Below are 26882 nucleotides of genomic sequence, written 5' to 3' on the forward strand. Positions count from 1 at the left end.
ACATCAAACTATTTAAATAAAATAGTTCTTCCCCCTGCCTTTATACTTGCTGCACCAACAACAGCATCAGTAATGTTCACCTTCAAAGTATTGTTATCGATGAAAGAGACCTTTAGTCCGTGCGTTGCACTAAATCCCTTTAACACATCATGGTGAGAGTTGGGAACGAAATAAAGAATGAGCGTACTACCCGGCTCTGCATCTATTTGTGTAGTTTTGTTCGTAATGCGGTACAGTGTATCATTGAAACGTTTGGTAGTAAACTTCCAGGACTTCTGATAGCGTTCGCCATCCACCTCTGCTTCAAATTCTACCCTGTAGGTCGTTGCATACTCCAAACGTTTCAATGGCATCAATGCAAACTGTGTTTTCTTTAAGTACTTTTGAGGATCATTCTCATAAGTAAACACTCTGTTCTGTACTATCTCTCTATGCTTATCGTCAAAAAGCCTAAAAGAGGTGAGTTGAACAGAACTGACGTACCGATCATTAAACTGTACGGATATTGGATAACCGCTTACATCATAGTCAGGTAATGGGTCTGGCTCTTCATTGTAAAATACGGTCATTACCTCTTTTTGACCCGGATAAGGATGAAGTACTACTTTTGTATTTTGTGATTTGATCTCATTTTGATTTTCCTCATAAAGTGCTTGAGGGATCAATGCTTTACCGTCTTTACAGACATTCTGTAGATAGATAACCTGGTTCAATGGTACATATACTTTTTGACATAATGCATTCAGTTTTGAAGAACCCAAATTGAATACATATGCATCCTTAATAGGTTTGAATTTGCCTGTAGAGGCTCTCCCTATCCCTATCTCATCTTTATCTATACTCAAAAAGACAAACCGGTGGTAGATCGCAGCAAGAAGGTCATCTATTGCTGTGATACCGTTTTTTGTATTGACAGCGATATTTTCCATGACATCTTTGGAGGGATAGCCAAAATAAACGACACGTTCCGCAGGCGTTTTACCCGTATAGCCTTTGTGATTATATTGTTCTATATGGCCTAGTTTTTGCTGCAAAACAAGGTAGTTGGCATGAGATAAAGCTGCTCGATTCAGCAGCTTGTTTTCTTTAAGAGGTATCAGTCCGCTATTTTGACGCACTGTATTGAGATAATCTAATGCTCTGATCTCTTCTTTGGCGTTTAATAAAACAGAAAAAAGAGATAAGATCAGTATAAATGCATTAGATCGCATTTGCCGCTTGGATAAAATCTTCAGCGATTACTTTCGGATCTTCTAAACCAATGGAAACCCTTATCAGTCCATCATGTACACCAAGGAACTTACGTGCCTCTTCATCAAAATCACTAAAAATTGTACTCGTCATGTGCAAAGCAAGGCTTCTATTGTCACCGATATTTGCTGTTTGGATGACTACATTAAGTGCATCAAGCAACTTAAAAGCTCTCTCTTTTGTCCCACAATCAAGTGTCAAAAGCGGTCCACATCCCTGTGCAAAGTCAGATTTGTATCTCGCATAGTCAGGACTGCTAGGCAATGAAGGATGATTTACACTTACGTCTTCAGGAAGGCTATCTGCCAGGATCGATGCAACTTTCTCAACATTTTGGTTGATACGCTCGATTCTAAGCGGCAGTGTCTCAAGCCCTATCATTGTCATAAATGATCCAAAAGCATTGGCTGTCATACCCATATCTCTGATCGCACGTTTTTTGAAGATAGGCATAAATGCTTTATCACCCATTTTCTTGATAAACTTATGTAGATCTGCATACTTTGGATGAAGTAATTTATCATGTTCCGGATCAACGGATCTAAAGACAGCGATCCCGCCAAGTGCTGCAGAGTGACCTGAAATATTTTTCGTTGAAGAGTGCACTACGATATCTGCACCCATTTCAATCGGTCTTAATAAAATCGGTGTTGCAGTATTGTCGATCACAAGTATCGTGTCATACTCATTACAAAGATCAATAATCCTTTGCACATCAGGAAGTCTAAGACTCGGGTTACCTACACTCTCCATCAATACCATCTTGATGCCGCTCTTGAGTTTAGACTCTATATGGTCAAAATCATCAACTTCACAAAAACTGTTAGAGATACCAAAACGTACCAAGGTCTCATTGACCATTGAGTAAGTTCCCCCGAAAAATCCACCAATACAAAGCAGTTCATCTCCACTGTTCAGGATCGCCATGCTCACCATTGACATAGCTCCCATTCCTGAAGCAGTAGCAATAGCACCGATCCCGCCTTCCATTTTTGCTACAATTGACTCTAACTTTCCATTCGTAGGATTTCCCACACGTGCATAAAGCGGTTTTGCAACAGTTCCGGCAAAGATACCTTCCGCTTCTTCTGCATTCTCATACCCAAAGGCTGCTGATGGTGCCATTACCGGTGCGATAGGACCCACTCTATTGCCTACACTGTGTACCATGAGGGTATTGTAATATTCAAAATCTACTGTATTATCCATAAAGTTTTCCTCGTTAAATTGAGAAGTTAAGTGCTTGATTTGCTTTCAGCTGATAGTTTCTCAACTCAGAAAGCGGTATATCAAAGACCTCACCTACACGCTCAATGATATCTGACCAAAAGAGTTTTAATGTAGGATTGTCAGTTTTACATACATCCGAAAATGCATCAGACTCCAATGTCTCCATGATATCTTTCAGTGTAATATCTTTTAGCGCTTTAGCCAGCATATAACCGCCATGAGCACCTTTAATACTATTCAAGATACCGCCTTTGCGCAGTTCAAGCAGGATCTGTTCCAAAAAGTTTTGAGGGATTGAAGCTTTTGCTGCAATCTCTTTAATCTTAAGTACCTTTCCTGTTTCTATCGATCCTAACTCATGCAATGCAGCAACTGCATACACTGTTTTTGTGGAAATCCCTATCATGACTACCTCCCGCCTTCAAGACACTTCACCTTCCGCTCTACTAAGTTGGAAGGTAAATTTATTTGTTAAAAATGCTTTTTATTAATTGAATGGCGTAGTATAGCTTACATCCAATACAAAAATCAAATATCGTCTCAAGTAAAGCAGCAAAAAGGAGCACTATTCCTACAACTGAAGCAATTGTATAAAGACCTGCAAGATAAAGGACCACAAGTAAAAGTGAAGTAAAAAAACCTAGACCGAGTGCAAAACGCTTAGGAGATTCATCACATAATTTCGGTGTGATATTACATCTGTTGACTGTATACTTAGCTATCAGATTGAAAAGACTCAGTTCCGGTCTTCTTGATATCCTCACTGCAAAGTCAAACAAAAGTAAAAAAGCTAGAAAAGATTTACCTGTAATAATGAGAGCCAATGTAATTAAGGCAACTTGAAAAGAGATGATACGTACCATGTTCGCATCTACTCTTCTAGTAGAGATAGGACAACTTGGCGACATTTCAACTCCTTATATAAGGCATCTCTAAATACCCTAGATAAACACATATATATCAGTTTTTCCTAGTATTTTCAGAATACTACTGAGTGTGGGAGACAACATTACTACGAAAAACTTCTATACCTTGTCCACTATGTTTATCTAAGGTATTTAGAAATGCCTATTCTCATTTCATATTAGCATTCTAACCAAGTTTTTATTTAATGTCAAGTAAATCTATTGATTTTATTTATTTTTTATTTTAAATCTATTTTAAAAACCGTAAATCACCGTCTACACGGTACTGTACGTTAAGTACAATATATTTTAAAAAAATAATTTTTAAAGGTTTTAGATGATTAAAATGATATTTTATGAGATAATTAAAGGGGTATGATCACAACTATTACGTTATTTATTAAAAGTATATAAACTAAAACCATTGCAGTAAAATGCCAAGTTGACAGATGTAGTAGGTATTAAACTATTTTAAATGTAATCGGATAAGGGTATTAAAGTAAAAAATGAAGAGTATTTCAAAAGCCAGAAGGCTTTTGAAAAAAGGATTATTTCAATCCAGCGATATATTCAGAAACAGCTTGGATATCTTCGTCGCTCAATGCAGCAACTTGACCTTTCATAAGACCACCCATACCGTATTGGTTAAGTGTACCAGCTTTGTAAGCATTTAGTTGCTCAACTGTTTTAGCAGTATCTTGACCTTTGATGATTGCAGATTTGTTAAGTGCAGATTTCTCAGCATTTGCACCATGACATCCTACACACTTAGCGAAGATTGCAGCACCATCAGCCATAAGTGATGTAGCACCAGCTAGTAACATTGCGATTGCAAGTTTTTTCATATTAGTTCCTTTTATGATTTTTATTTTAGAAATTGAATTATATCACGCAAATTTTAAAATAGACACTCTTCGGAGTGCCTATTAAATTTTACGCTTGGAGATTAGCAAGATGGAACATTTCCTGAATCAGACGCATACTCATATGAGAAGTCATAGATATCTTGTACATAGTTATCTTTTAGTTTTAGACCTGGACAAATTTTCGCAGCTTCATCAGCGAATTTACCTGCACCCATGATTTCTTCCCACTCATCTTGAGTGTGTTTTTGAGCAAATTTAGCACCAGAGAATCCACATGCTGCTTTCATTTTTTTCATATAAAGTTTTTGACCTTTTTTTACGTCAGCAGAAGCAGTTGTTGATAGTACTGCTACACCAAGAAGTGCTGCAGTTGCAAGTTTCATTACAGTTTTCATTTTGTTTCCTTTTATTGAGATGAGTTGATATTATCAGTTAATTGTGAAAAGATTGTGAAGAAAAAATGCTAAAAAAATGATTTAATAGCAAAATTGTTTCTTCACGTTACACTAGTTTAGCACTTAGGAATGTGTCCATCGCTAGCGTATTCATATGAGAAGTCATAAACATGCTCCCACCATGACTCTTTAATATCTTCGATCTTCAATCTTGGACATATAGTTTTTGCTTCTTCTTTAAATTTGCCCTCATCCCAGATCTCTTCCCACTCACCCTGCGTGTGATGTCTGGCAAATTTTACTCCTGAAAATCTACATTGTTTACGAAATTTCTTTTTGAAGATCTTTTGACCTGTTTTAGAATTTGCTGCTGCAACAGAAGTTGTACTTACCATTGCAAACATAATTGCAAACATGATCACCATTACTTTTTTCATTCTTGTCCTTCCTCATAATAATATAATGACCAGGTATAGTAACATGAAATACTTAAAAGTTATTACTTCTACAGATATTCTTAATTTAGTTTTCCGAATACTTTGTAAGTCTCCCAATAGATATCAATCGCTTCTTTTAGTTCTTCATCACTGATATATAACTTCTCTTTAATACCGTAAGTGTCTAAAAACAGATCTGACATCACTGAGATATGGTTGGAAGGATAACGCATATAGTGGCGAAGTGCTGCTTTTACCGTCTCCTCGCCACTGTAGACCAGTAGATAGTTTTTGAACATTCCCTGTAAACTTGTTGAAAGATTTGTATGGCAAGGAATACAGTTACGCTCATACGCATTTTCTGCAAATATACCAACACTCAACAGGATAAACAAAATCATTTTTTTTACCATTTCAACACCATCCTTGTACCCTCATCTTTTTTAGAGAAGACTTCGATCTTAATACTATATTCATCCAGTATCTTTTTAACAATACTCAATCCGATACCAAACCCTCCTTCAGTCTCATTAAACCTTCTATATCTATCAAACATAAGTATCTTTTCCTCTTCTGAGATACCAACACCGGTATCCCAAATCTCTAAGCTTCCTTCACGTAGCCGAATACCTACTATTCCTTTTCGTTTATTATATTTGATAGCATTAGAGAGAAGATTATCTATGACCCGTGTGAGTTTTCTACGATCCATGATAATCTCTGCATGATGAATATCCATCTCATAAGAAAGCCCTTTTGATTGTGCCAGTACTCTAAAGTATTCTAATCTGTCATAAAGCAGTTCCTCAATCTCAATCCTTTCATTTTCATACTCTTTTTCCTGCTCCAACGTTAAGTAGGTGAGATCTTTATAAAGTACCGATACTGTTTTGGCTGCAATGTTGATGCGATTGAGCTTTTGTTTGTTTTTCTCCACCATAACACTGGTATCCATCATCTCAATGTTTGCCAGAATCGCTGAAAGGGGAGTATTGAGTTCATGGGTCGTATCTTTAATAAAGCGATCCAACAACATAATCGAATCCCGCATAGGTTTGACAAAGAGTTTAGCAAGATAGTATCCAAAGAATATAAAGAGGAATAGTGCTAAAGATCCATAACCTAATATCTTTTTAATCAAATGATCATGCCATTCACCACCATCATCTATCTCAATGATCAAATATTTTGCACCCAAATAGAAAATATCCATACTTTTTACAAACTGGATTACCCCATCTTTAAAATAAATCTCTTGCTGGAAGTCTACAGATTGATTTTTTAACAATGAAAATATCTGTTTATACTCGATGTCATAGATCGCTGATCGAAAGCGTGGATCTCTAGGATAGTCAGTGCGCTCATCAAAGAAGTGATGCAGTACTTTAAGACGTCTTGTTTGAATATAGGCATACTTTGCAAGATCAGCGCGCTTTTCTGAAAGTACCAACTCTTTATGTGTTTGGTAATATAGTATCCCAAGTGTGGAAATAACCATCATTACCAATAGTATATAAAGGGTCAAAAACCTTCGTAAAGATTTCTTCTCACTTCTCAGTAATGAACTTGTAGCCTTGCTTTTTAATACTGACAATTCTATCTTTCCCTATTAGTTTACGTAAATTTTTGATGTAGGTACGCAATGCAGAGTCACTAGGTTCCTCATCGTATCCCCATAAGTGATCAAAGATAAGTTCATGAGCCATTACCTTACCTTCATTTTTTACAAATAACTTCAGCAGTATTGCTTCTTTATTGCCTAATGACACAGGCTTATCTTCAATAATAAGCTCATTGTTATTGATATCATACGCGATATCTTTGGAAATGATGATACGCTCTTTTTCCTGATGATAAAAACTGCGTTTTAGTAGTGTATCAATACGTATTTTCAACTCTTTTAGTGCAAAAGGCTTACGTATATAATCATCACAACCGCTTTTGAATCCCTCTTCCAGATCCTCTACACTATCCATCGAAGTGATGTAGATCGCAGGTGCGACTATCCCATGTTCCCTACTCTCTTTAAGCAATTCAAAACCATCTATACCAGGTACATTGATATCAAGCAGCAGAAGGTCATACCTGTTTTCGTAGAGCTTCTCCTGTGCTTCTTCACCGTCATATACAGAGACTACCTCATAGCCCTCGTCCTCAAGAAACTCAGTCACCGTGTCATTGAGATTTGTATCATCTTCCAGTAGCAATATCTTGCTCATCGTTCTCCTAAACTTCTATATCTTAACCCCGATCTTCAAAGATAGGGTTGTTTGTAAGAGTGACTAAATCCTCACTCTCTTTTCTTATAAATACTGACCTACCCAGTTTTGCAATCTTCCTGCACTCAGTGCACCGCTGAGACGATCGACTTCTTTGCCTCCTTTAAAGACAATAAGTGTCGGGATACTCTGAATACCGTACTGTGCTGCAAGCTGTTGGTTATTCTCTGTATTGACTTTCAAAAACTGTACTTTAAGCGGCATTGAGAGCGCTGCTTCTTCAAAGGCCGGCGCCATTTGACGGCATGGACCGCACCAAGGTGCCCAGAAGTCTACCACAACAGGGATATCCGAATTAACAACGAAAGTACTGAACTTAGCGGCATCTACTTCTACAGGTTTACTATCTAAAAGAGAGTTTTTACATGCTCCACAGTTCGCTTTGCTATAGTTATCTTTTTTGGGAATTCGATTCACTTTGAGACAATGCGGACAAACGACATTTACATTCATTGAAAAAGATCCTTTCACAAGATTGGTTTTAGATTTAGTATGTATTATAGCAGATATAGTAAATATAGATTAAATCAATTTAACTAAGGATAATCAAATGGCTATCAGAGAACTAGTTGTAGGCGGCGGATGTTTTTGGTGTACAGAGGCTGTATTTGAGCTTTTAAGAGGAGTGCATGATGTAGAGAGTGGCTACGCTAACGGTCATGTACCTAACCCTACCTACAGAGATGTATGTACTGGAGATACAGGCTATGCAGAGGTGATAAAGATCACTTATGATGACAGCGTGATCACCGTAGATACACTTTTAGATGTCTTCTTTGCTACTCATAATCCTACTACATTGAATCAGCAAGGAGCCGATCACGGTACCCAGTACCGTTCTACGGTCCTTTACACCGATGAAGAGACCAAGGAGGCAGCTGAGGCAGCGTTAGAAGCAGCGCAGGAAGACTGGAATGCCCCGATCGTCACCAAGATCGAACCGTTAGAGAATTACTACAAAGCAGAAGCCTATCATCAAGACTACTACCAGCAAAACCCGATGCAGGGCTACTGTATGGCAGTGATACCCCCAAAGATCGCGAAACTCAAAGCGAAGTTTGGGAAAGACGTGAAGTAATATTTCTTGAAATAGCCTGAAATTTTTTGTATACTGCTTATACTTCAATAACGAGCATAGAGGACATTCTTTTCCTCTAATGAATAGCTGGGCGACTTATCCTATTTCACAAAAGGAGCTTACATGTCCATAAAAAAAAACAATCTACCAACATGGCTGCTAAGCGGAATGCTGACACTTGCTGCACCACTTTGCATGGCAGCGGAAAAAGAGGTTACTGCCGATCAGGTTGTCTCCGCACTGGAGAGTACTTTTGGAGTACATTCGGGAGAACGCCGTAATCACATCAAAGGGACATGTGCAACCGGCGAGTTTGTAGGATCACCGGAAGCGAATACCTATACGCGCTCTATACTGTTTTCAGGCAAGCCCGTGTCGGTTATCGCACGCTTCTCCTTGCCCGGCGGCAATCCAGAAATTCCGGATACTGCAAAAGTTCCGCGCGGTATGGCCCTGGAGTTCAGGCTGCCTGATGGCAGCCTACAGCATATGACGATGCTCAACACGCCGGTTTTTGGCGCGGCATCCCCACAGACCTTTTTGGATAATATCATCGCTAAGAAACCCGACCCTGCAACCGGTAAGCCTGATCCGGAAAAGATCAAAGCATTCAAGGCAAGCCATCCTGATAGCTTGCCGCAATCTGAATTTCTAGCCAAAAACAACCCTCCGGTTAGCTGGACAAACAGCAGTTACTTTGGGATTCACACGTTCAAATTTGTAAATCGTGATAACAAGACCACTCTAGTTCGCTGGCGATTCGTTCCCAAGGATGGAGAAAAACAGATGACCGATGATGAACTAAAGTCTTCACCGCCAAAGTTCCTTGAACAAAAGTTAATAGAACGAACCATTTCTGGTCCTGTGCAATGGGATATGATACTGACGATCGGCATCCCCGGTGATCCGGAGGATAACCCTACATTGTCATGGCCATCTGACCGCAAAGAGATCAAAGTCGGTACACTTACAATTACCTCCGCTATGCCTCAAAAAGGTGCAGAATGCGAAAAAATCAATTTCGATCCACTCGTGATGACTGATGGCATTGAGCCGACAAGTGATCCTGTCCTTCTCTTCCGCTCATCAGCATATGCGATTTCATTTGGTAAACGGCTAAGTGGAAATTAAAATGTTGCAAACATCCAATAGATTATCCCAGCAGCCTACAACTCTCTCCAACCGAGATATATCCTTGGGGACATACTGCTTGAAATAGCCTGGCATTTTTTGTATACTACTTCTACTTAAATAAAGGGGATAGAGGACGTCAGGTTCCTTTGTTAATATAGTTATGCAACAAATGATTAAACCTATAAGAATAATTAGCGGCTATTCATTGCTTGGGGCATCCATTTACTTGGTGTTACTTAATATTGCTCTTATTGCTAGTGGTGGTGTAATAGATCATGGTAATCCACCGCAGGTTTATCAATATGGACACTTCGTTATTAATAAAGGAAGCCACATATCCATATTGTTCTCTGTCTTACTCTCAAGTATATCCACATACCTTATATGGCCTTACCGACACACAAAGAAGGTATATATGATCACTCATTACATTTTAGCGGGTTACACAGTAACAATGCTAATAGTTAGCTGCGTATTTTATGTACTAGCTAATTTATTAGGTGAAACATATATCTAACAAGCAGTTCAACAAGGAGATGCCATGAGGAGACAGTATTTCACCGTTCCGTTCTTATTATTTATTCTTCTATTTGAGATCTATTACTTTATGACAAATACCAATCTCAATACATCTATGGAAGTTGGCACGGTTATCGACAAGTTCAACGGGGTTAATGTCTATTTTAATGGCGGTGTTAATCATTCCAGCGGCCGAAATCTCTCACCTGATGGTTATAATCTTGGTATCAAATATCAATGCGTCGAATTTGTAAAAAGATATTATTACCAACGATTCAATCATAAAATGCCTGATTCAATGGGTCATGCCAAACACTTCTTCGATCCATCTCTTAAAGACGGTCAACTTAACAAACAAAGAAATCTACTTCAGTTTACAAATGGCTCAAAAAGCAAGCCTGTGACAGAAGATTTAATTATATTTTCTCCTACTCTTCTGAATCCGTACGGGCATGTAGCTATCATTTCAAATGTCTTTAATGAATCAATCCAAATTGTTCAACAGAATGCAGGCCCATTTTCTTCCACCCGGGCCTTTTACAGGCTAAAGAAAATTGATAACTTATGGTATGTGGAAGGGAGACCTGTACTGGGCTGGCTTAGAGTTGACAGCAATACCTCTAACACTATATTTAAGGATACTCAAGCCTTGAATCGTTTGTATCATCTTGATGGGAATGCAGAATAGAAACTAAATTGTCATTAAAGATTTTGTAGTAATTAAAAGTTATGTCTACACTCCCATCGTCTCGCTGGGAGCAAGAGGAGCTCTTCTTTCTTCGTCTTATGAGGCGGATATTTATAAGTCATTGACCATTACTTCTTGATTATGCTTCCAAGAGGAAGAAATCACTATATTTTATGTTTCCCTAATCTATAACACGTATAATTCCGGACTTTTTATAATAAAAATAACTTATTGTAAATAAACATATTTAACCAAAGGAAACTATCATGTTCAAAAAACATTTTGCATCATCATTGTTACTACTTATTCTGTTTATGGTTAATGCCCATGCATCATTGACGACAGATCTGCATGGCCTTGTCAGTCAGGGAAATTCGCTCGATGCAAATCTCTCCGAGTTCAGTTTTGATCAGGGGGACGACTGTTCGAAACTGGGCACTCTGAACACCTCTATTGAAATTTATATCGAGAGTATTGAAGTGGTCTATACACAGCTCTCTGCACCGATGAGCCTGACACAGGAGGATCTGACATCGCTTGATGCTCTAAGCACTATCAGCAGATCAATGGCGCAAGAGAGTGTCCGAATCGCATTGGAGCTCAACAGTATCGAATCGGTTGCCGATCTTTTCGAATACAGGGCCGGACTCAGCGCTATGTTGCGCCTTTCTGACGATATCGGTACAATGGCAAACCGTATCCTCGAGATGGCAAACCGCATCCTGCTCATGGCAGATAATATCGGTTCGATGGCGGACAAGATCGTCGTCACTATGACGCTGCAGAACACAAACATGCAGTTCATTCAGGCTTCACTGCTTACAACGCAGCAGAATATCGCCGCACTCAACAGCTCTCTCTCGTCGATTGTCTACAATCTTACCCTTGAGCAAATCCAATCAGATGGCGATGCGCTGAGCTCTGATATGCAGATGACAATACTGACCAACTTTAATATGGCAGATAAACTGGATGAAATACAATCAGAGTCTGAACAGCTGATGGGAAAGGTCGTCAGCCTCTATACCTTCCTCAGTATCAACAGTGCAATGGCTTCACACTATATCAACGGTGACACGCTGACCTATCTTAGCGACCTCTCGGAGATCAACAGGGCTCTGGCTCAGAGTACAGAAAATTTTGCCAGAACCGTGCAACTGCTTGCTCCGCTGACTAGTAAACCTGTCCTTTCAGATGCCACGAGTTCAATGCTGAAGCTGGTACAGGATATCAGACTGATGAGCGACCGCATTATGGAGATGAATGACAAGATCATCGTCATGGCCGACAATATCGGCGTGATGAGCGAGCGAATCGTTGGGGTTGAAGAGACACAGACATCGAACATGTCCTACACGGTTGATTCTTTGACTACTTCTCAAATGATCACTGTCGGCATCATCGAGTCCTACGGACTGTAAAAAAGGAGAACTGAATGAAACAACTATGGAACAACTTTATTAGTACGGCTGCTGTTTTTATATTTTTTATGGGTATACCGGCATCCGCAGCCTTAAAAGAAGACCTACAAGACCTTGTTTTTCAGTCTGAATCGTTTAAGAGTGAGTTGAGCACGCTAGAGCTCAATGCCTCTTCAGTCTGTGCCCCGCTGGTAGAAGCCAACCAGAAGGCTCGTGATATGGTCAATGCCATCAGTGCTGTCGATGAAAGCCTCTCGGCACCTTTACAGCTCGATGCTGATATCCTCGATGCCCTTGAACTGCTTTCAGTAACAAACCTGAACCTGGCAAATGAAGCGCTGCGACTCTCACTTGATCTACAGCAGCTTGACAATGCAGCCTCTGTACTGACCATCAAAGACGGTATTACCGCTATGCTTCAACTCTCTGATGATATCGGCACGATGGCAGACAGGATCGGGGAGATGGCGGATAAGATTCTGGTCATGGCTGACAATATCGACATCATGGCGGACCGTATTGTCACGACCCAGGAGATTCAAAGTGCAAACATGATCACAAGTACCGATACATTACTGCAGACACAGACCAATGCACTGGCACTGGTCTCCGTTATTGAAACGAGCACGCGTGCACTCGACTACAATGAACTGATTGCTGATGGCATGGAGCTCTCCTCACGTATGCATTCGGTGATGCTCAGCCCATGGACAATGAAATACCAGCTTCAGAATATCGCTGATGACGTCGAGAGCTTTCGTGAACAGGTGACTGCACTTAGCAACAGCATAAAAAACGATTCAGAAAACGGCACACTTTATATCGACGACACAACAATAATGCAACTTTATGACCTATCAGTTATGCTAACGTTCATTGCAACGGCTGTTGACGGCTATGTCATTGCGATCGAGGGTCTTGAGCCTACAACATCGACACCAACACTCAAGGACTCACTCAACAGTATGCTCAAGCTCTCAGCCGATATTGGTGTCATGGCCGACCGGATAGGGGAGATGGGCGACACCATACTGGTCATGGCAGACAATATCGGGATGGTATCCGATACTTTTATCACAACACAGCAGTTTCAAAATGCCAACCTTTTCGCAACGCAAAACTCTGTTCTCGCGGCACAGCAGATGGCCATCGCCATTATTGTCTCCAGAGGTCTTTAAACTCATCCCGCAAGCTTTTTTGCTTGCGGAAGCATATGCCAATATCTCAACCCACTCTATGACCTGCTCCATATTCGACTGGATTTCTTACTGGTTCTCAAATTGTATTTAGGAACCCCTACCAGATATATTGGATACAATAATGGGAATATATACACTTTCAAACGCATTTTTGGAGTAAAGAGGATATGCCATTGAGATACATACTTCTTGAAATAGCCAGACATTTTTTGTATACTCTACATATAGACAAAGTATTCCACCACTATAAAGTTATGTGTATAGACAGTTAATAAAAAAGGGGTTGCACATGAACATAGAAACTCTCAAATCCGTAGCCAATGCCATTGTTGCAAAACAAAAAGGCGTACTGGCAGCAGACGAAAGTACTCCCACGATCAAAAAACGCTTCGATAAGGTCAATGTCGAATCTACTGAAGAAATTCGTCGCAGGTACCGGGAGATCCTTTTTACAAGTGAAGGGATCGAACGATATATCGGCGGTGTCATTCTCTATGATGAGACACTGCGTCAAAGTACCCAGGACGGTATCCCCTTTCCTGAGCTGCTACTTAGCCGAGGTATTATGCCGGGGATCAAGGTGGACAAACGTGCAAAAGATCTGGCACTATTTCCCGGTGAAAAGATCACTGAAGGGCTGGACGGTCTGCGTGACCAGCTTATTGAGTATAAAGAACTAGGGGCGAAGTTTGCAAAGTGGCGTGCGGTGATCGAGATCGACGAGCACAATATCCCTACGGATTATGGCATTCGTGCAAATGCCCATGCATTGGCGCGTTATGCTGCACTCTGCCAAGAGTTGGATATAGTGCCGATCGTAGAACCTGAAGTACTGATGGACGGTAGTCACACTATCGAACGCTGTGAAGAAGTTACATCCAGAGTACTTGAGACAGTCTTTACAGAGCTGGATACCCACCGTGTAGTGTTCGAGGGGATGCTGCTAAAGCCCAATATGGTTATCCCCGGGTTGAAATGTGTACAACAGGAGAGCCCGGAGAAGATTGCCGAGGCTACGATACGCTGTATGAGACGCTATGTGCCGGCTGCAGTGCCCGGACTCGTATTTCTCTCCGGTGGTCAGAGTGCAGAAGATGCCACAGCCAATCTGAATGCTATGAACATGATAGGTCCACATCCATGGGAAGTCAGTTTTTCTTATGGACGCGCGCTACAGGCACCGGTACTTGAAGCCTGGAAAGGTCAGGAGAGCAATGTGGCTGCTGCTCAAAAAATGTTACTCAAACGCTGTATGTTAAACGGATATGCCCGTGACGGACAGTATGATCACGATATGGAAAGAACTGAATAATTAGTCAATATTAGACTGACCATATTCTAAAGGGTGACATCATGCATGACACTCAAGTAATACAACCTGATAACATAGCAGTACGTACCGCCTTGTGGCGCGTACCGTTATCATTTTAAACGATATTAATCATACAACTGTGCTAATTTTTCGGCAACATTTTTCATAAGCTCAACATCTTTTGCTATATCATCACAGTACCAGCATCTAGCCTCGGTCTCTGCTTCTTGACCAAAATCTTTTTCTAGTGCATTAAACGATTTTTTGCACTCTGTTAAAAACTCATCCATTGTTATCATTATTTTCCCCTTTTACTGAAACCTATTCATAAAAACAGATCACATCAAAGTATATTACTTAGAATTATCCCTGTTTCCTTCATTAGAACATATAGTACTCTTTATTCATTAACGGACTATTACTTCTATCTTTTTAAAGGATTATCACTACGCTTTTTAGCCTTACGCTGTTGTTCTTCAGAGATATTAGGTTCAGAAAATGTCACTTGGTTGTAGATCACACATCCTTTACAACCGGGATCGCACTTATGAGAAAGCTTGATACACCACTCTTTCTCTTCTCCGTTTGTTCCCATATATTGACATGTCCAGCCACTGCTCATTTTAGCTCCTAATAGCGTATTTCAAAACCATCTGTACGAAACTCTGCATCATCAATGATCTCATGACGTATCTCTTCAACATGGCTCAGAGGCGATCCCTCTTGGAGTATCTTCATAAAAGCATTGAAGTCTTCATCATAGATCTCTGCAACAACTTCTACTGTCCCGTCCTCCAAGTTTCGTATAAACCCTTTGAACTGCCTTCTCATCATTAACTGGGAGACTGATTTGCGGTAAAAGACTCCTTGGACTTTACCACTTATGATAAAACGATACCACTCCATCCTTCCCCTTGTTCTCTATATCCAGTGAAAAAACTATTTATTGGTTCTCTGTCTTTCTGCCATATTCTTCTTTAAGCATCTGTAAAAACTCTATTACTCTCTGTTGGAATATTATATCTTCTTCTTCTTTCATACACTCATGCAGTCTTTCTAGAAGCTCAAAATCGATCTTTTCAACATAACGGTTTACTGCCCTGCTCTCTCTATCTACCTCTTGCACCAAATGTTCGAAATCCAAACCGTTATTCGTTCTGATCTTTACATGATACTCTTTTACTGTATCGATCAATAACTCTGCCCTTTCAGGATCTTCATGATAAATCTTATGTGCTATTTCTTTAAGTGCCTGCTCTTCACACTCATCGATCCTCTCATTTGATGAAACCATCAGCGTCAAGATCTTTGCTCTATATTCCAGTGAACTGTGATGATAGACCAAAAGTTCGCGGAACATCTTTACAAAATTTCGTTTTAACTTTTTGAACACAAAATTTTCCTTCAACTCAATTAGCACTATTTTAACAAATAATAGTATTAGATTAACTGTAAGTTTAATAACTACCCTAATATACGGACTTTGGGGCCACTTCTTCCAAGAAAGATTTTGGCACAAATTTGGCACAGTCACTTATATGGCCATGATCAATTTGGATTTTATTACTCTTTTTTCTATGATAGCAATTCTATCGATGGAACTTAAATCAACTAAGTTTCTTTTTCCAATACCTTACCCAAACTTCACAAAGTTCTTCATCTTTACAATTTCTATATTCTGCAGGAATATTTCTTCTTAATTTTACATACATATTATCATCCAAATTTCTGTTATTCATTATATTATCAAAACCGGTAGCCCCTTGTTGATGAGCTCCATAAACTGTAAAAGTATTAATTTTATGACCTTTTGTTCGAAGACATCTAATATTGTCAGATAATAAGGCTTTAAAAATTTTATCTTGGTTACTTGGCTCTTTCCATCTATTATAATCGATATCAAGTTTTTTTGAATAGTATTTTGCAGTATTTGGCGTGATTTGATATCTACCATATGCTCCAGTTTTTTTATTCACTGCAGTATAGTTTCCATTAGGTGTTTCAACTTCAACTATTTTATTAACAATATGATCCATATTAGGTTCCGTTTTAGAAGAACAGCCTTGAATCAATAAAAAAGAAATAAAAATGAATACAAATAATTTTAAATCAACCATGAATCTCCTTCAAATGAGGAATAATATCTTCTATAAACAACCGACAAGTTTTTGGCAAGTTTTTCTGGCACAGTTGGAAAATCGAGTTTCGTGAAAGCCATATATCTCACGATATTTACGAGATTCTTAACACTATTTTAACAAAATAATACTATAGTTTCGTTATGGAAAATATAGACCTTATCATCATCTTGACCACTGCATTTTTAGGCAGTGTTGGACATTGTATCGGAATGTGCGGCGGTATCGTTGTTGCCTACAGTTCTACTAAAATCGATCAAAAAAATGCATGGTGGCAACAAACCAGTCAGCACCTTGCATATAACTTCGGGCGTGTCACTACCTATGCCATCCTTGGTGGAATGTTTGGACTGCTTGGACGGGTAATCGCATTTACTCCTACGACCAAGGGAGTACTCTTTTTACTAACAGGTGTATTGATGATACTGGCAGGTCTATCTCTGTTGGGGAATTTTAAATTCTTAAACTCTGCAGAATTTTCTATCTCAAAGAACGGCTGGTATCAAAACAATTTCCGTAAACTGATCAGCTCGAAAACCTACTCCAGCTTTTTCATGTTGGGAATGCTCAACGGCATCATCCCTTGTGGTCTTGTCTACTCCTTCGCAATCTTTGCTGCAAGTACTGCTTCACCATTCTGGGGTGCGATAGTCATGGCAACCTTTGGGCTGGCTACTATCCCAGCACTCTTTTTTCTGGGCACTATCACTAAATTTCTACAAAAAGGGTCACTGCGTGATGTCATGATGAAATTTGCCGCACTGTTAGTGATCGTTTACGGTATTTATACCCTGTACAAAGCATATAACTTTATTGTCCATCCGGTAGAAACACAAAAGATGCTTGATGAGATGCAATCAGGTACTATCAAAAGTAAACTGGAAGGCAAATGCGGAGAGATGAAGTGTGCACCGGGAAAATGCGGTTAGAGTTTCCCCTCACTCTTTGCACACTAATTACTATCACTCATATGCTGTAATGTTTCCAAATAATTTTGATCATTAACAAGTGTTACTCAGAGATTGATTGGATATAATTCCTTTATGCATAAAACTTACGCTTATACCCACCACCCTATCAACTTCGACTTTAAACAGACAGTTGAACGTTTCTTTGTAGAAGAGATACCTCTCTATAGTTTCAGCGGGACAGGAAACTTCCTGATCCTCAAGATCAAAAAAACCGACATGAGTACATGGAAGCTTATCCATGTGATCTCCAAAGCTACAGGACTCGATGAACGTGATATCGGTTACGCAGGACTCAAAGATAAAAATGCCACAACGATACAATACATTTCACTACCCAAAAAGTACGAAAAAGAGCTTGAGAAAAATCTCACTACAGAACGTATAGAGATATTGGAGAAAACCTACAATAAAGCACCTATAAAAATAGGACACCTTAAAGGCAACAGATTTTCTATTATCCTGCATGATGTCTCTACCAAAGATGCAAAGTTCTTCCGTTCCACTGCACTGAAAATGCAAAAAGAAGGGATACCTAACTACTATGGTTATCAGAGGTTTGGTGAAGACAGCCAATCTTTTGAACAAGGTAAAGAGATCGCTCACAGCGGTAAAAAGCTCAAAGGAAGCAAGGAAAAGCTCCTAGTATCTGCCTATCAGAGTCATCTCTTTAACGAATGGCTGAGTATGCGTGTGCAGCTCTCATCCACCATCACAAAATATCCTGCCCAAAACGCAGCGAAAAAACTTGGCTACCCTCTTGAACTGGTTACGGTCCTTGCCAAACAACCGCAGTTTTTCAAACTCTTCTTAGGAGATATCCTTCAAGCTTATCCGTACGGTAAAACAACGCTGCTTAAAGATATGACAAAAAGTGCAACCATGTTCTCAGAAGCAAAACTCTCTCCAACCGGTTTACTCTGTGGAGCTAACATAGAACGTGCGCAAAGTGATGCATATTACCTCGAAGAGCCTTTCGATGACAAGGAACTTAGTTCTCTGAAGGGAGATAGAAGATATGCTTGGATCTGGCCTAAAGAGGTCGAGACACACTATGAGAGTGAGCAAAAAACACTTACAGTGAAGTTTTTTCTGCCTAAAGGGTCATATGCCACGACATTTCTAGAAGAGATAGGAAAATTTTCTTTAAAACCACAATTTTCGTAAATACCGCACTAGAAAATATTTAAAGGAGAGAAGAGATGTTGACTTCAACGATCATCGCGATCATAGTCTACACTCTCTCCATCATTTTAATTCCCTTGATTATGATACTTATCCCCTCTGATTACTTTACCCATCCAAAACGGCAAAGATTTCTATGGCAAAAGTTTCCGCCGGTGTTACAATGGGCAGTTATCATCATCAAAAATCTTCTTGGAGTTCTTTTGATCGTAACAGGAATAGCCATGCTGTTTTTACCCGGTCAAGGTATACTCACAATCATTGCAGGATTGATGTTTGTCAATTTCCCTTGCAAATATAAGGTTGAAAAGTGGATCATACAACAACCCATTGTTTTCCATGCAATCAACAAAATCCGTCAAAAAGCAGGTAAAACCCCGTTGAAAATAAAGAAGTAATTGTTATTCTGAAAGATCGGTTATCACTCTTTTAAGGCGAAAGAGAAAAGCCTTCAAACTATAAAAAACAGCTTGTTACCAAATCACTTCTTTTCTACTTTGTTGAAGAAACCTTATACAGGTTTTTATAGTCTTTTGCTTTAATCAAGAGTGCATACTTTCCTTTAAAGTCTGTCTTTTCAATAATGAGGTCTTGATTGACCTTTTGCATATTTTTTTGCTTTTCATACGTAATGAACATTGCATTAGGATTTTTTTGTATATAGTTGTCGATCTCTTTGTTATCATACACAACGATAAGAGGTTGATGCAACCTGCCTGCAAATTGGTATTGGTCATGATACTTTTTGTAATGTAAAACAGGTATACCCTTTTCTTGCAGTATTGCAATGGATTTGGAGAAACGGGACATATCAAGTTGTGATAAGAAATTATGTATCGGTAAATGTGTTACAAACACTACAAGTACCGTACTTAGAGAAACCAATGTTATCATTTTTTGTTGTGAACTGAATTTTTTTCGTATCAAATAGATACCGGCCATACAAATAAGTGCTGCAGCAATAAGAAATGCAACGATATCCGGTTCAAATGTCATATCTGCTTTTGTCTTAGGTAAAATAAAAGGCAAAGCAACAAGAACAACACCATAAAGGATATAACTATAACCTACCATCTTTGAGGAGATTTGTTGTGAAGAGGCTGAACTTGTCAGTAACCTCGTAAATACAAGTGAGAATGCAGCAATCTCAGGCATAAGATAATGGACTTGTTTACCGCTTATCAAAGAAAATATTACAATAGTAGCAAGTAACCACCCAACTAATACCTTTAGCTGCTGATCAAAAACGGTTTTTTTGATCGAAGTATAGAATGGTTTATACAGTGACCAGGGAAAGGTTAAGAGAGGTACAAGCACTAGGTACCACCATAATGGGCGTTGATGGGCAAAGGAGTTTACCATTCTATTAGCAGTCTGTCCAAAGAAGATAGCATAACGGTACTCTTCCCCTCCAGCAATCCCTGCCGGTATAGCCCAAGCCAATGCGATCAAAACACCGCCGAAAAAAGACAATACTAGTTTGATATAAAAGTCTTTAGATAGTCTATTTTTCATAAAATAAAAACTAAAAACCATAAATGTCAGAAGGTGTACTAGAATCACAGGCCCTTTTGTGAGTACACCAAGTCCAAATGCCACTGCGATCATTATAAAGTGATAACGTGATGGGTTCTGTGTTGCCTTGATGATATGATAAATACCCAACAACACAAAAAATGTCAATATCACATCAAACATGATCAGTGAATTATAAAATGCGAAGACTACAGTACCTGCTGTAACTACAATAGATTGTGCTGCACCCTCTTGATCATCATTCCATAAAGCCAAATAGATTTTATAGACGATCGCCAATGTTCCAAGACCAAAAAGCATAGGGATCAAACGAATACTAATGTCATTGACCCCAAATATCAACCAGTCTAAATTAAAGAGCCAAAAGATTAAAGGAGGTTTATGATGATAAGGCTCACCATTGAGTAAAGGAACTAAAAATGAGCCTTTATCCCACATTTCCCAAGCAACGCTCACATAACGCGTCTCATCAATGATCATGATCGGTCTAAAATATATACCGATCAAAGTTACTAGCAGAATAACCACAAAAGCAATCAGGGCATTTTGTCTTACGGATTGATAGTTATTCATCTAGATTCCTTTCTACTGATGATTATATTTCTTATGTAAATAACTGAGCCAAACAGCTGACCGAGGAAAAGTATAGGATCTTTTCTAATGATCGCATAAGTCAGGATCATCAATGATCCTGCCAGACTTAACAACCAAAAACCTATAGGAAGATGAGAACGTTTGATCTTTTCCGAGTAGATCCATTGATAAATAAAACGAAAAGTAAAAACGATCTGAGCAATACTACCCCAAACTATCAGCCACATTGGAATGGACTGGTTAAAAAAGAGACGTTGAATATCAGATTGACCATTAGAGTATGAGTAGAATAAGATCAAGGCCGGGAATAACCACAAAAATACGCGTAAGAAAATAGAAAGTTTCTGCCAGGTCTTCTGTATCTGCATATTACGAATATATATAAAATAGGTTATTGTCTGTCCAAACATGATCGCAAAGTCATCACGAAGCCAACCGTAGATAAAAAACAGGAAAGAAGCCAAAAGGCTTAACTGCCAAAAAAGTTCCGGTGTAAGTACTTTCTTTACTTTTTCAGAAAGTATCCATTGCACCAGAAGTCTGGCAGAAAAAAGTAACTGGGCAATAAAACCGACCAGATAAATGATCGCATGATCAGAAAACCATTGATGCATATTAGATATCCGTTTGTTCTATTTCATAACGGATATATCTGCTGCGCATCCATCGATATGCAAACGCATCTTGAAGCGGTTTAATAGATCTATTAAAGATATTGAATTTTGACTGACCTGCAATACGTTCAAAGTGCTGTACTTCCATCTGTTTGATCTCTCCGCCTTCAAGCTTTAACAATGCCGGTATAAACCGGTGCATACCATCAAAAAAAGGAATTTTTTTGACCTTATCGGTACGTAAAACTTTTAAGGGACATCCGGTGTCAATCACACCGTCATCGATCAGTTTTCGACGAATTGCATTGGCAATACGCGATTGTATCTTCTTGCTGAGAGTATCTTTTCTTTTTGCCCTGTAACCAATGACCGCGTCACATGTATTTATCTCACCTAAAAGTTTGTCAAAATCAAAAGGAGTCGTTTGAAGGTCGGCATCGATATAACCGATCAACTCTGTATTTGCATGATCGATACCCGCTTTGATCGCGGTGCTCAATCCCCTGTTTTGTCTAAACTTTATAAAATGGAAATCAGGATGCTCACAAATCTTACTGATTTTTTCAAAACTACCGTCTCTAGAACCATCATCTACGAACAGTACCTGACTTTTTGTAGGACTTTGAGCCAAGTACTCTAAAAAAGTCTTCTCGACACGATCAAGGTTATCTATTTCATTATAAATAGGGACAATAATTGTCATTCTGTAACTGTTACTCATCTGCATTCCGAAGTATACTATATTTTCACGTTAAATGGCTTTACCTCTTCCCATTTTCCTTACGCTAGTCTTGTAATATTTAAGGTATTTTTCTGTTAATCTTTTCGTACTATGATATATAACAGCAAAAGATAACTGAGGTTATATTTTATGAATAGTACACCGACACAAAATAAACTTTTGAGAACAATACGCACCTTATTATTCATACTTATAGGATTTGCCGTTCTGCTCTTATTATTTCCGCAATTTAAAGCATTCTGGCTCCCTATAAATACGGAACCGCGTGCCGTTACAGCCAGAGGTACTCTCTCGGATACGGAAAGAACAAATATCGAAATCTTCCGTCAGGCCAGTCCGTCAGTTGTTTATATTACGACGCTGACAGATACTGTCAATCTATGGACACGTGATATTACGCGTATTCCGCGTGGTACAGGATCAGGGTTTATTTGGGATCGATACGGACATATCATCACCAACTACCATGTACTTGAAAGAGCTTCGGAGATCCGTATACATCTTAGTGATCAGCGCACATTTCGTGCCGTTCTGGTCGGTGCAAGCCCAGATCACGATATTGCAGTATTACGTATTCCTTTGGTATCTAATATGCCTGCACCGCTTCCTATAGGAACCAGCAGTGATCTGCAGGTCGGCCAGATGATGTATGCTATCGGAAACCCTTTTGGACTTGATCAGACACTGACCACAGGTGTCGTATCTGCACTAAATCGAAGCTTATACAATGATAACGGATCAAAGATCAATGGACTGATACAAACTGATGCAGCGATCAATCCGGGTAACTCAGGAGGTCCACTTCTGGACAGTGCCGGACGGCTTGTAGGGATCAACACGGCTATCTACAGCCCTTCCGGGGTCTATGCCGGTATCGGTTTTGCGGTACCTGTCGACACGGTCAACCGTGTCGTACCAAAACTGATAGCAAAGGGTCATTATAAAAGACCACAACTTGGCATTTTGATAGATGAGGAGTTAAACAAAGCAATCACTGATAAATTGGGGATCAAAGGAGTAGCGATCATTGATATAAAGGAAGGTTCCCCCGCACAACGTGCAGGACTGCATAGTATGAAAAAGCTTAAAAATGAGGGAATGGACGTCGGTGATATCATCCTAAGTATCGATGACCAAAGAGTAAATAATACACGTTCACTGCTTGATACATTAGAAAAATATTACAGCGGAGATCATGTCAAACTTACATACTTAAGAGACCATGAAAAGAGAAGTATAACAATCACTCTGGACTAGATATGTATGACCTCTATCCGTTGAACTGAAGTATCTTTAATTCAAGGTATATTTTCTCTAAAAATATAAACTAACTACATCCAGGTTACACATTTAGAGGTTATAATGCCATCAAAAGCAATGGAGTATAAAGGCATGCTGGTACAAAGACCGAAAAAAAAGATGGGTAAAGCTGACCATGGTTGGCTGCAAAGCAATTTTCACTTCTCTTTTGCAGAGTATTATAATCCTCATAATATACATTTCGGTGTATTAAGGGTACTCAATGATGATACGATTCAACCACAATCAGGTTTTCCTACCCACCCTCATAGAGATATGGAGATCATTACTTATATCATATCCGGTGAACTCACACACAAGGACTCCATGGGTAATGAAGAGAGACTTGGAGAGGGAGAAGTACAATATATGAGTGCCGGTACAGGTATCACTCACAGTGAGTATAATCTCCATCCGGATAAAACACTAAAACTGCTTCAAATATGGATCTTTCCTCCTGAAAAAAATATTGAACCGCTTTACGGCTCCTATCGATTTGCAAAGAAAGATGCACATAACACACTGCTCAATATTGTCTCTTCTCAAACAGGTGATGCTCCAATAAAAATTTTTCAAGATGTCAAAATTTTCATATCCCGTTTGGATAAGGATAGAGATTTTGAATTGATCTTAAATCAAAATAGACAGATTTACTTTGTACTCATAGAAGGAAGCGCCGAAATCAACGGTCTGATAGTACAAGAAGGTGATGGTCTAGAAATCGTTGATGAACCTCAGCTGATAATAAAGGCATTGAGTAATGCACACTTTCTCTTTATAGAGATGCCTTCAAGCCATGAGCATTAATATCCCTCTTTTTTTCTCAGGTTCAAATCTTCTAACCCCAACTCGTTTACATGGGTTTTACCCATTACTGCAAGTAGTGAACTTATCCCATGTAGTAGTGCCCGATGATAGTTGGCAATGTGGTGAGATTTTTCAATGACCAAATATTTACTTCGTTTAGCTTCATTCATCGTAGCCAGTCCTACTGGACAATGACGTCCATTGGCACCCGAACACTCGCGTGCGCGGATACATCCTGCCGAGATCATAAACCCTCTAGCGATATTTATAAAATCAGCCCCATAACAAAGCCGTTCCACTACATCATCAGGAGTCAGCACCTTCTCACTGGCAATGATCTTAATATGATCTCTCAAACCATACTCTTTTAGAACTGCATTCACCACAAGCAGTGATGCTTGTATAGACATACCTATTCTAATCATCATTTCAAGCGGTGCAGTGGCAGAACCTCCATCACCTCCATCCAACGAGATAAAGTCTACGATCTTTTTACCCTCATCTAATCTTTGTCTAAGTGCTCTAGCGTACGCTTCAAATGACTCACGTGAAGAGATCACGATCTTTATCCCGACAGGCTTTAAGGAAATATCCTGTAACTCTTCGACAAAGTCAAAGAGCATCTCCATATTCTGTGCATAGGGAAAACGATTGGGACTGAAAAGATCCTGGTGTGCTTTAACACCACGATAATAGGCGATATCTTCACTCACTTTAGCAGCCAGTAGTCTACCTCCCGTCTGCTTGGCACCCTGAGCAATTTTGATCTCTGTCATACGACAAAATCTCATAACTTTTGCATAACGGTCAGGATCAAAGTCTCCTACTTCATCACGTACCCCATAAAGTCCTGAACCCATTTGAAAGACAATATCAGGTACCCCTGGAGGTATATCATTAGGAAAGTACTTGATGGGCTTTTCCCAATGAATACGGAAAAAAACTAGATTTAACCTATCAAAGATAAATGAGCCTCTATCTTTTTGTCGCACTACCATTTTACGATAGATTCGATGTGCGATCTCGGAGTTAGTGAGAAAATACATGATTTTGTACACAGATTTGGCAAAAATCGTTCCCTCTTTTTTTTCCAGGAACTGGCTGTTGATATCATTATAGTGCATAAGTGTCAAGAAGTTAGAGGTTAACCCTCCCTCACCGGTATTAATAGGAAAATGCTCCCTGTATGCGCCTCTGGTAAATGCACGGGTACCTTCAGGTGAGATGGAACCGTCACTCATCGCTGATCGACCAATGATACTGTGTGTCTTAAAAGGATACTTATGCTGTTCACCGAATGTCACCGTAAACTCACGTTGTACTTCACTTACCTCTTTCACAAAATTTGCATGCTTAAAAAGTGTATGCTGGTCTGACTGAGGGAATGTAGTAGAGAATGAAAGATAAGGACTTTGATGATGCGATACTTTACTTACCCACTCAAGTTTCTCAAAAGAGTCATAATAGGTCTCATCGCCAAAATATTGACGCATCGGGTTACGCAGTAGATAAAAAAAATAACGAAGACGACCAACCAAAGGATAGTTGATCAACAACTGATTTTTACGCTGTATAAAACGGTCATAGATGAATACTGAGAACATTACTAGGACGATTGCCAGAAGCAACAGTTTAAAAAAGATACTCCAGTCAGCAGCCAGTACGGTAAATTTGGAAAAGAAGTTTCCCTGATTATTCATCATCATCCCCCTTTTCAAAAAAGAGGCAATCAAGACTAAATTTTCCTGCCCCATAAGTGATCAATAATAAAAAGAAAATAAAGTAGTAAAGTGGTATCTCTACGCCATTATTCGCAACAGAAAAACCGTTTGGAAGATGAACAAAAAAGATCGCTCCCAACATTACCATTGATAAAAAGATAGAGATAAAACGTGTAAACAGTCCTATAATAAGTAAGATAATGCCTACCGACTCAAGTCCTGTTACCAGATAAGCAATCATCATAGGGAATGGTATAGAAAGATCAGTGAACCATTTCACAGTCTCTTGGATATTATTCATTTTTAGAATTGCAGGTTGCGTAAAACCATAGGCAAGTACCAAACGTATCGCCAGTAAAATGATATTTTTCGGATAGCTGAATAAGACACGAAGTTCTCCCATAAAATCCATCATATCTACTCCTTATACTTCTTTATACCATCAATCTATTATACACTATTGAAAATATGGTATTTATATATCTTATACTAGCATATTGTAAAAATATAATGAACTATCAAGATATAAAATTAACCAGTTTGATAACGTAATATAGTATACTT

32 protein-coding genes are annotated in these 26882 nt (G+C 39.1%); 11 read left to right on the forward strand and 21 right to left on the reverse strand.

What is annotated here, in order from left to right:
• Window positions 1-8: 8 nt before the first annotated feature.
• From PGH07_RS06490 to trxC, 11 genes are all read right to left on the reverse strand, one after another.
• A complete protein-coding gene (locus PGH07_RS06490) occupies window positions 9-1211 on the reverse strand; it encodes a CAP domain-containing protein (RefSeq protein WP_289413546.1) in 1203 nt (400 codons plus the stop codon).
• Window positions 1201-2460 carry an aminotransferase class I/II-fold pyridoxal phosphate-dependent enzyme gene (locus tag PGH07_RS06495; RefSeq protein WP_289413547.1) on the reverse strand — a complete coding sequence of 420 codons (1260 nt, stop codon included), beginning with the start codon at window positions 2458-2460 and terminating at the stop codon, window positions 1201-1203. The genes PGH07_RS06490 and PGH07_RS06495 overlap by 11 nt, the downstream gene beginning before the upstream one ends.
• Window positions 2461-2473: 13 nt before the next feature.
• A complete protein-coding gene (locus PGH07_RS06500) occupies window positions 2474-2887 on the reverse strand; it encodes an RrF2 family transcriptional regulator (protein ID WP_289413548.1) in 414 nt (137 codons plus the stop codon).
• Window positions 2888-2945: 58 nt separating this feature from the next.
• Entirely contained in the window at window positions 2946-3389 is a 444-nt protein-coding gene (locus tag PGH07_RS06505; protein ID WP_289413549.1) for a DUF4395 domain-containing protein, read from the reverse strand.
• A 545-nt stretch (window positions 3390-3934) separates the two neighbouring features.
• The gene (locus PGH07_RS06510) at window positions 3935-4231 is read right to left on the reverse strand and encodes a c-type cytochrome (RefSeq protein ID WP_289413550.1); all 297 of its coding nucleotides are present in this window, start codon (window positions 4229-4231) and stop codon (window positions 3935-3937) included.
• 101 nt (window positions 4232-4332) lie between these two features.
• Window positions 4333-4647 (reverse strand): cytochrome C, encoded by a 315-nt coding sequence (locus tag PGH07_RS06515; protein ID WP_289413551.1) that lies wholly within the window; start codon window positions 4645-4647, stop codon window positions 4333-4335.
• Window positions 4648-4763: 116 nt separating this feature from the next.
• Complete coding sequence (locus PGH07_RS06520) at window positions 4764-5084, reverse strand: hypothetical protein (RefSeq protein ID WP_289413552.1); 321 nt, start codon at window positions 5082-5084, stop codon at window positions 4764-4766.
• 80 nt (window positions 5085-5164) lie between these two features.
• Window positions 5165-5497, reverse strand: coding sequence for a hypothetical protein (locus tag PGH07_RS06525; RefSeq protein ID WP_289413553.1), 333 nt, complete (start codon window positions 5495-5497; stop codon window positions 5165-5167).
• The gene (locus tag PGH07_RS06530; protein WP_289413554.1) at window positions 5491-6678 is read right to left on the reverse strand and encodes a sensor histidine kinase; all 1188 of its coding nucleotides are present in this window, start codon (window positions 6676-6678) and stop codon (window positions 5491-5493) included. Before PGH07_RS06530 ends, PGH07_RS06525 begins: the two co-directional genes overlap by 7 nt.
• Window positions 6632-7303, reverse strand: coding sequence for a response regulator transcription factor (locus PGH07_RS06535; protein WP_289413555.1), 672 nt, complete (start codon window positions 7301-7303; stop codon window positions 6632-6634). The genes PGH07_RS06530 and PGH07_RS06535 overlap by 47 nt, the downstream gene beginning before the upstream one ends.
• A gap of 84 nt (window positions 7304-7387) precedes the next feature.
• A complete protein-coding gene (gene trxC, locus PGH07_RS06540; RefSeq protein WP_289413556.1) occupies window positions 7388-7816 on the reverse strand; it encodes a thioredoxin TrxC in 429 nt (142 codons plus the stop codon).
• Window positions 7817-7919: 103 nt separating this feature from the next.
• Between trxC and msrA the strand changes: the two genes are divergently transcribed.
• The 6 genes from msrA (at window position 7920) to PGH07_RS06570 (ending at window position 14714) form a co-directional block, all read left to right on the forward strand.
• Complete coding sequence (gene msrA / locus PGH07_RS06545) at window positions 7920-8441, forward strand: peptide-methionine (S)-S-oxide reductase MsrA (RefSeq protein WP_289413924.1); 522 nt, start codon at window positions 7920-7922, stop codon at window positions 8439-8441.
• A 123-nt stretch (window positions 8442-8564) separates the two neighbouring features.
• Complete coding sequence (locus PGH07_RS06550; protein WP_289413557.1) at window positions 8565-9572, forward strand: catalase family peroxidase; 1008 nt, start codon at window positions 8565-8567, stop codon at window positions 9570-9572.
• Between the two features lie 544 nt (window positions 9573-10116).
• Window positions 10117-10782, forward strand: a complete 666-nt coding sequence (locus PGH07_RS06555; protein WP_289413558.1) for a CHAP domain-containing protein — start codon at window positions 10117-10119, stop codon at window positions 10780-10782.
• A gap of 293 nt (window positions 10783-11075) precedes the next feature.
• Complete coding sequence (locus PGH07_RS06560; RefSeq protein WP_289413559.1) at window positions 11076-12203, forward strand: hypothetical protein; 1128 nt, start codon at window positions 11076-11078, stop codon at window positions 12201-12203.
• 14 nt (window positions 12204-12217) lie between these two features.
• A complete protein-coding gene (locus tag PGH07_RS06565; RefSeq protein ID WP_289413560.1) occupies window positions 12218-13381 on the forward strand; it encodes a hypothetical protein in 1164 nt (387 codons plus the stop codon).
• 310 nt (window positions 13382-13691) lie between these two features.
• On the forward strand, window positions 13692-14714 hold the full coding sequence (locus PGH07_RS06570) for a class I fructose-bisphosphate aldolase (protein ID WP_289413561.1): 1023 nt from the start codon (window positions 13692-13694) through the stop codon (window positions 14712-14714).
• 125 nt (window positions 14715-14839) lie between these two features.
• Here the strand turns inward: PGH07_RS06570 and PGH07_RS06575 are convergent, their stop codons facing one another.
• The 5 genes from PGH07_RS06575 to PGH07_RS06595 all read right to left on the reverse strand — a co-directional run bounded on the left by PGH07_RS06575 (window position 14840) and on the right by PGH07_RS06595 (window position 16831).
• On the reverse strand, window positions 14840-15013 hold the full coding sequence (locus tag PGH07_RS06575) for a hypothetical protein (RefSeq protein ID WP_289413562.1): 174 nt from the start codon (window positions 15011-15013) through the stop codon (window positions 14840-14842).
• Between the two features lie 125 nt (window positions 15014-15138).
• Window positions 15139-15336: a hypothetical protein gene (locus PGH07_RS06580; protein WP_289413563.1), complete on the reverse strand. Its 198-nt coding sequence runs from the start codon at window positions 15334-15336 to the stop codon at window positions 15139-15141.
• An 8-nt stretch (window positions 15337-15344) separates the two neighbouring features.
• Window positions 15345-15620, reverse strand: a complete 276-nt coding sequence (locus PGH07_RS06585; RefSeq protein ID WP_289413564.1) for an acylphosphatase — start codon at window positions 15618-15620, stop codon at window positions 15345-15347.
• A gap of 37 nt (window positions 15621-15657) precedes the next feature.
• On the reverse strand, window positions 15658-16107 hold the full coding sequence (locus PGH07_RS06590; protein ID WP_289413565.1) for a hypothetical protein: 450 nt from the start codon (window positions 16105-16107) through the stop codon (window positions 15658-15660).
• Between the two features lie 214 nt (window positions 16108-16321).
• Entirely contained in the window at window positions 16322-16831 is a 510-nt protein-coding gene (locus PGH07_RS06595) for a transglycosylase SLT domain-containing protein (protein WP_289413566.1), read from the reverse strand.
• A 164-nt stretch (window positions 16832-16995) separates the two neighbouring features.
• Here PGH07_RS06595 and PGH07_RS06600 point away from each other — a divergent pair, with 164 nt between their 5' ends.
• From PGH07_RS06600 to PGH07_RS06610, 3 genes are all read left to right on the forward strand, one after another.
• A complete protein-coding gene (locus PGH07_RS06600) occupies window positions 16996-17781 on the forward strand; it encodes a sulfite exporter TauE/SafE family protein (protein WP_289413567.1) in 786 nt (261 codons plus the stop codon).
• Between the two features lie 114 nt (window positions 17782-17895).
• On the forward strand, window positions 17896-18987 hold the full coding sequence (gene truD, locus PGH07_RS06605; protein WP_289413568.1) for a tRNA pseudouridine(13) synthase TruD: 1092 nt from the start codon (window positions 17896-17898) through the stop codon (window positions 18985-18987).
• A 35-nt stretch (window positions 18988-19022) separates the two neighbouring features.
• A complete protein-coding gene (locus tag PGH07_RS06610) occupies window positions 19023-19403 on the forward strand; it encodes a PGPGW domain-containing protein (protein ID WP_289413569.1) in 381 nt (126 codons plus the stop codon).
• 94 nt (window positions 19404-19497) lie between these two features.
• Here the strand turns inward: PGH07_RS06610 and PGH07_RS06615 are convergent, their stop codons facing one another.
• The 3 genes from PGH07_RS06615 to PGH07_RS06625 are packed head-to-tail and all read right to left on the reverse strand — an operon-like array spanning window position 19498 to window position 22470.
• Window positions 19498-21114, reverse strand: coding sequence for an ArnT family glycosyltransferase (locus PGH07_RS06615; RefSeq protein WP_289413570.1), 1617 nt, complete (start codon window positions 21112-21114; stop codon window positions 19498-19500).
• Window positions 21111-21749 carry a lipid-A-disaccharide synthase N-terminal domain-containing protein gene (locus PGH07_RS06620; protein ID WP_289413571.1) on the reverse strand — a complete coding sequence of 213 codons (639 nt, stop codon included), beginning with the start codon at window positions 21747-21749 and terminating at the stop codon, window positions 21111-21113. Before PGH07_RS06620 ends, PGH07_RS06615 begins: the two co-directional genes overlap by 4 nt.
• Before the next feature lies 1 nt (window position 21750).
• The gene (locus tag PGH07_RS06625) at window positions 21751-22470 is read right to left on the reverse strand and encodes a glycosyltransferase family 2 protein (RefSeq protein WP_289413572.1); all 720 of its coding nucleotides are present in this window, start codon (window positions 22468-22470) and stop codon (window positions 21751-21753) included.
• Window positions 22471-22620: 150 nt separating this feature from the next.
• Between PGH07_RS06625 and PGH07_RS06630 the strand changes: the two genes are divergently transcribed.
• Both PGH07_RS06630 and PGH07_RS06635 read left to right on the forward strand, forming a co-directional pair.
• Window positions 22621-23748, forward strand: coding sequence for a S1C family serine protease (locus PGH07_RS06630; protein WP_289413573.1), 1128 nt, complete (start codon window positions 22621-22623; stop codon window positions 23746-23748).
• Between the two features lie 105 nt (window positions 23749-23853).
• Window positions 23854-24597, forward strand: a complete 744-nt coding sequence (locus PGH07_RS06635; protein ID WP_289413574.1) for a pirin family protein — start codon at window positions 23854-23856, stop codon at window positions 24595-24597.
• Here PGH07_RS06635 and PGH07_RS06640 read toward each other — a convergent pair.
• Together PGH07_RS06640 and PGH07_RS06645 are read right to left on the reverse strand one after the other, a co-directional pair.
• Complete coding sequence (locus PGH07_RS06640) at window positions 24594-26300, reverse strand: FMN-binding glutamate synthase family protein (RefSeq protein ID WP_289413575.1); 1707 nt, start codon at window positions 26298-26300, stop codon at window positions 24594-24596. The two genes, PGH07_RS06635 and PGH07_RS06640, sit on opposite strands and share 4 nt — an antisense overlap.
• Complete coding sequence (locus tag PGH07_RS06645; RefSeq protein WP_289413576.1) at window positions 26290-26733, reverse strand: HvfX family Cu-binding RiPP maturation protein; 444 nt, start codon at window positions 26731-26733, stop codon at window positions 26290-26292. The genes PGH07_RS06640 and PGH07_RS06645 overlap by 11 nt, the downstream gene beginning before the upstream one ends.
• Between the last annotated feature and the right edge of the window lie 149 nt (window positions 26734-26882).

It is taken from the genome of Sulfurovum zhangzhouensis, from assembly GCF_030347965.1.
In the GTDB taxonomy this organism is placed as follows: domain Bacteria; phylum Campylobacterota; class Campylobacteria; order Campylobacterales; family Sulfurovaceae; genus Sulfurovum; species Sulfurovum zhangzhouensis.

Excerpts from the sequence above, each read along its gene's own strand:
- PGH07_RS06520 (WP_289413552.1), bottom strand. The coding sequence starts at position 5,084 with ATGAAAAAAGTAATGGTGATCATGTTTGCAATTATGTTTGCAATGGTA.
- PGH07_RS06550 (WP_289413557.1), top strand. The coding sequence starts at position 8,565 with ATGTCCATAAAAAAAAACAATCTACCAACATGGCTGCTAAGCGGAATG.
- PGH07_RS06615 (WP_289413570.1), bottom strand. The coding sequence starts at position 21,114 with ATGAATAACTATCAATCCGTAAGACAAAATGCCCTGATTGCTTTTGTG.
- PGH07_RS06595 (WP_289413566.1), bottom strand. The coding sequence starts at position 16,831 with ATGGTTGATTTAAAATTATTTGTATTCATTTTTATTTCTTTTTTATTG.
- trxC (WP_289413556.1), bottom strand. The coding sequence starts at position 7,816 with ATGAATGTAAATGTCGTTTGTCCGCATTGTCTCAAAGTGAATCGAATT.
- PGH07_RS06625 (WP_289413572.1), bottom strand. The coding sequence starts at position 22,470 with ATGAGTAACAGTTACAGAATGACAATTATTGTCCCTATTTATAATGAA.
- PGH07_RS06535 (WP_289413555.1), bottom strand. The coding sequence starts at position 7,303 with ATGAGCAAGATATTGCTACTGGAAGATGATACAAATCTCAATGACACG.
- PGH07_RS06565 (WP_289413560.1), top strand. The coding sequence starts at position 12,218 with ATGAAACAACTATGGAACAACTTTATTAGTACGGCTGCTGTTTTTATA.
- PGH07_RS06640 (WP_289413575.1), bottom strand. The coding sequence starts at position 26,300 with ATGATGAATAATCAGGGAAACTTCTTTTCCAAATTTACCGTACTGGCT.
- PGH07_RS06515 (WP_289413551.1), bottom strand. The coding sequence starts at position 4,647 with ATGAAAACTGTAATGAAACTTGCAACTGCAGCACTTCTTGGTGTAGCA.
- PGH07_RS06505 (WP_289413549.1), bottom strand. The coding sequence starts at position 3,389 with ATGTCGCCAAGTTGTCCTATCTCTACTAGAAGAGTAGATGCGAACATG.
- PGH07_RS06585 (WP_289413564.1), bottom strand. The coding sequence starts at position 15,620 with ATGGAGTGGTATCGTTTTATCATAAGTGGTAAAGTCCAAGGAGTCTTT.
- PGH07_RS06525 (WP_289413553.1), bottom strand. The coding sequence starts at position 5,497 with ATGGTAAAAAAAATGATTTTGTTTATCCTGTTGAGTGTTGGTATATTT.
- PGH07_RS06635 (WP_289413574.1), top strand. The coding sequence starts at position 23,854 with ATGCCATCAAAAGCAATGGAGTATAAAGGCATGCTGGTACAAAGACCG.
- PGH07_RS06620 (WP_289413571.1), bottom strand. The coding sequence starts at position 21,749 with ATGCATCAATGGTTTTCTGATCATGCGATCATTTATCTGGTCGGTTTT.
- PGH07_RS06500 (WP_289413548.1), bottom strand. The coding sequence starts at position 2,887 with ATGATAGGGATTTCCACAAAAACAGTGTATGCAGTTGCTGCATTGCAT.
- PGH07_RS06490 (WP_289413546.1), bottom strand. The coding sequence starts at position 1,211 with ATGCGATCTAATGCATTTATACTGATCTTATCTCTTTTTTCTGTTTTA.
- PGH07_RS06495 (WP_289413547.1), bottom strand. The coding sequence starts at position 2,460 with ATGGATAATACAGTAGATTTTGAATATTACAATACCCTCATGGTACAC.
- PGH07_RS06630 (WP_289413573.1), top strand. The coding sequence starts at position 22,621 with ATGAATAGTACACCGACACAAAATAAACTTTTGAGAACAATACGCACC.
- PGH07_RS06575 (WP_289413562.1), bottom strand. The coding sequence starts at position 15,013 with ATGATAACAATGGATGAGTTTTTAACAGAGTGCAAAAAATCGTTTAAT.
- PGH07_RS06510 (WP_289413550.1), bottom strand. The coding sequence starts at position 4,231 with ATGAAAAAACTTGCAATCGCAATGTTACTAGCTGGTGCTACATCACTT.
- PGH07_RS06580 (WP_289413563.1), bottom strand. The coding sequence starts at position 15,336 with ATGAGCAGTGGCTGGACATGTCAATATATGGGAACAAACGGAGAAGAG.
- PGH07_RS06570 (WP_289413561.1), top strand. The coding sequence starts at position 13,692 with ATGAACATAGAAACTCTCAAATCCGTAGCCAATGCCATTGTTGCAAAA.
- PGH07_RS06645 (WP_289413576.1), bottom strand. The coding sequence starts at position 26,733 with ATGATGGATTTTATGGGAGAACTTCGTGTCTTATTCAGCTATCCGAAA.
- PGH07_RS06610 (WP_289413569.1), top strand. The coding sequence starts at position 19,023 with ATGTTGACTTCAACGATCATCGCGATCATAGTCTACACTCTCTCCATC.
- truD (WP_289413568.1), top strand. The coding sequence starts at position 17,896 with ATGCATAAAACTTACGCTTATACCCACCACCCTATCAACTTCGACTTT.
- PGH07_RS06555 (WP_289413558.1), top strand. The coding sequence starts at position 10,117 with ATGAGGAGACAGTATTTCACCGTTCCGTTCTTATTATTTATTCTTCTA.
- PGH07_RS06600 (WP_289413567.1), top strand. The coding sequence starts at position 16,996 with ATGGAAAATATAGACCTTATCATCATCTTGACCACTGCATTTTTAGGC.